Source organism: Streptomyces sp. NPDC059957 (assembly GCF_042730015.1).
Taxonomy (GTDB): Bacteria; Actinomycetota; Actinomycetes; order Streptomycetales; family Streptomycetaceae; genus Streptomyces.
Genome location: NZ_JBHWMB010000104.1, coordinates 19,967 through 23,435 on the forward strand (window position 1 = coordinate 19,967; position 3,469 = coordinate 23,435).

3 protein-coding genes and 1 pseudogene are annotated in these 3,469 nt (G+C 70.2%); all 4 read left to right on the plus strand.

Annotation, left to right across the window (positions count from 1 at the left end):
• Positions 1–213: 213 nt before the first annotated feature.
• A complete protein-coding gene (locus tag ACFWBW_RS38325) occupies positions 214–2,214 on the plus strand; it encodes an ATP-binding protein (RefSeq protein ID WP_385383334.1) in 2,001 nt (666 codons plus the stop codon).
• A 10-nt stretch (positions 2,215–2,224) separates the two neighbouring features.
• Entirely contained in the window at positions 2,225–2,638 is a 414-nt protein-coding gene (locus ACFWBW_RS38330) for a roadblock/LC7 domain-containing protein (protein ID WP_243337850.1), read from the plus strand.
• A 93-nt stretch (positions 2,639–2,731) separates the two neighbouring features.
• Positions 2,732–3,325 carry a DUF742 domain-containing protein gene (locus tag ACFWBW_RS38335; RefSeq protein WP_385383338.1) on the plus strand — a complete coding sequence of 198 codons (594 nt, stop codon included), beginning with the start codon at positions 2,732–2,734 and terminating at the stop codon, positions 3,323–3,325.
• Positions 3,306–3,469, plus strand: a pseudogene (locus tag ACFWBW_RS38340) (ATP-binding protein); the annotation flags it as partial. The gene ACFWBW_RS38335 and the pseudogene ACFWBW_RS38340, both read left to right, overlap by 20 nt.

Here is a 3,469-nt window from a genome sequence, read left to right on the forward strand (position 1 = left end):
CGCGAACGATAGGGGACGACGCCTGGCGTACCCCTCCCCCCCCCTTCCCCTCTGTACCCCCCTCTCTCTCCTCCCTCCCCCCCCCCCGCGACCGCCAAGTTCGACGGCTACAACCAGCTCGAGAAGGAACTCCTCGACAAGGCCCTCAAGGACGCCGGAACCGTCTCCGACGAGGCCCGCAACGACGCCATCCTGACCGGCGCCATCGTGGTCGTGGCCCTGCTCGCCGCCTTCATCCTGGCCGGCATGATGGCCCGCCAGATGGGCAAGGCGATGCGCCAGCTGCGCAACGGCGCCTTCGACGTCGCCGAGCAGCGCCTGCCGATGCTCGTCGACCAGCTCTCGCGCACCGACCCGGGCAAGGTCGACACCCGGGTGGTGCCGATCCCGATCGACTCCCTGGACGAGATCGGCGAGGTCGCCCGCGCCTTCGACCAGATCCACCGCGAGGCCGTCCGGCTCGCCGCCGAGCAGGCCCTCCTGCGGGGCAACGTCAACGCGATCTTCACGAACCTCTCCATGCGCAACCAGTCGCTGATCGAGGGCCAGCTGAGCCTGATCACCGAGCTGGAGAACAACGAGGCCGACCCGGACCAGCTGGAGAACCTCTTCCGCCTGGACCACCTGGCCACCCGCATGCGCCGCAACGGCGAGAACCTCCTCATCCTCGCGGGTGAGGAGCCGGGCCGCCGCTGGGACCAGCCGGTCCCCCTCGTCGACGTCCTGCGCGCCGCCTCCTCCGAGGTGGAGCAGTACGAGCGCGTCGAGCTGTCGGGCGTCTCCGAGGCCGAGATCCACGGCCAGGCCGTGACCGACCTCGTGCACCTGCTCGCCGAGCTGCTGGAGAACGCCACCACCTTCTCCTCCCCGCAGACCAAGGTCCGGGTCAACGCGACGCGTCTGCCCGACGGCCGGGTCATGGTCGAGATCCACGACAAGGGAATCGGCCTGACGGCCGAGGACTTCGCGGACATCAACCACAAGCTGGCCAACCCGCCGACCGTGGACGCCGCGATCTCGCAGCGCATGGGCCTGTTCGTGGTCGGCCGGCTGGCCGACCGGCATGGCATCCGCGTCCAGCTGCGCCCCTCGGGCGAGGCGGCCGGCACCACCTCGCTGGTCATGCTCCCCGACGCCATCACCCACGGTGGCGGTGGCGAGGAGGTCCCGGCGGACGACTTCACGGTCTCCTCGATGATCCCGCGCCAGCAGTCGCAGCAGGCGGCTCCGCTGCGCACGGCCGCCGAGCTCGGCTTCGACGACTCCCGCTACGAGGTCCACCGGGCCGACCAGCCGGGCTACGAAGAGCCCGCCGCCGACCCGGTCGGCCGGTCCCTGGGCCGCGAGGAGCGCCGGGCCGCGCTGGAGGCGCAGGTCGGCTACCCGCAGGCGCAGCCGGCGTACGACGAGCCCGCGGCGGGTTATCCGGAACCGCAGCCGGAGCACGCGTACCAGCCGTACCAGGGCTACGAGCAGCAGCCCGCGCAGGGCTACGACCTCGGTTACGAATCCGCTCAGGCCGGGCAGGGATACGACGCGTACCCCCAACAGGAGTACGCGTATCCGGAACCGGAGTACACGGATCAGCGACAGGAACTCCCGGCCTATGACGGTGGTTACGATTCCCCGCCCACAGCGGCAGAGTGGCCCCAGCAGAACACCTACTCGGGCTCCTACCAGCAGGATTACGGGACCGAATCGGAATCACCGGCCGCTCCCGAACCGGCTCCGGAGCGCGTAGGCTTCGACCGTCCGGGCCCCACTGCCGACGCCGGCCACCAGGTGACCGGGGCGGGCCTGCCGCGACGCGGCAGCCAGCCGCAGCAGCGGTCGGGACAGCAGGAAACGGAGTCCTCCGGATCCCTCTTCGAGCAGCGGCCGCAGCGTCAGCAGCAGCCCGCGGCACCGGAGCGGGCCACCGAGGAAACCGAAGGGCCCGCCGACTGGCGCTCGAACAACGACGAGCGCTGGCAGCAGGCCTCCAAGCTCCGTGAGCCGAAGGCGGGCGGGGTCACCCCGTCCGGTCTCCCTCGGCGGGTACCCAAGGCCAACCTGGTCGAGGGTGCCGCGGAGACGACTCCGCAGGGCGGCCCCCAGGTCTCCCGGGCCCCGGAGGACGTCCGTGGCAGGTTGAGCAACCTGCGACGCGGCGTCGAGCAGGGCCGCAACGCGGGATCCGAGCAGTCAAGTAACAGCTATGACCAGGAGCGTTAGTGTGAGCGCGATGAGCCAGGCGGCACAGAACCTGAACTGGTTGATCACGAACTTCGTGGACAACACCCCAGGGGTGTCTCACACGGTGGTGGTCTCCGCCGACGGCCTCCTTCTGGCCATGTCCGAAGGCTTCCCCCGCGACCGGGCCGACCAGCTCGCCGCGGTGGCCTCCGGGCTGACCTCCCTCACCGCGGGCGCGTCCCGCATCTTCGAGGGCGGCGCCGTCAACCAGACGGTGGTGGAGATGGACCGCGGATTCCTCTTCCTGATGTCCGTCTCCGACGGATCATCGCTCGCGGTGCTCGCACACCCCGAGTGCGACATCGGCCTCGTGGGTTACGAGATGGCCCTCCTCGTGGACCGTGCCGGCAGTGTCCTCACCCCGGACCTGCGCGCGGAACTGCAGGGCGGACTTCTCAACTAGCAGACAGGCAGTGCGTTTCGCGTCACTGCACCATAGGGTGCGGTGGCGCGGTTCCACAGGGAGTACTGCGTACTTGGAGTCGGAGGAGGAAACGTGACAACACCCGGAGGACATCCCTATGGCGGCGCGCAGCAGCCGCAGGGTGGGCACGACCAGAACCGCTTCAACTTTCCCTCCGCTCCCAGCAACCGGCCCGCGCCGGAGCACGACCCGGCCTCCGGGCAGCCGTACCAGCAGCCCTACCAGCAGCAGCCGCCGCAGTACGGCCGGCCGCAGCAGCCCGGCCAGTCCTACCGGTCCCCGCAGCAGCCTCAGCGCGGCGGTCGCCCGCAGGCTCCGCAGGCGCACAACCCGCTGGTGCGCCCGTACGCGATGACCGGTGGCCGTACCCGGCCGCGCTACCAGCTCGCCATCGAGGCGCTGGTCAGCACCACGGCCGATCCCGCGCGTCTGCAAGGGCAGTTGCCCGAGCACCAGCGCATCTGCCTCCTGTGCCAGGAGATCAAATCCGTCGCGGAGATCTCGGCACTTCTCTCCATTCCTCTTGGCGTAGCCCGGATCCTCGTCGCCGACCTGGCGGAGGCCGGCCTCGTAGCCATCCACCAGCCCGGCGGCGACGAGTCCGCCGGCGGTCAGCCAGATGTGACACTGCTCGAAAGGGTGCTCAGTGGACTTCGCAAGCTCTAACGGCGGAGCGGCTCCTGCTCGCTCCACCACCTCCGCGAAGATCGTGGTGGCGGGTGGCTTCGGCGTGGGCAAGACCACGTTCGTCGGCGCCGTCTCCGAGATCAACCCCCTGCGCACCGAGGCCGTCATGACGAGCGCCTCCGC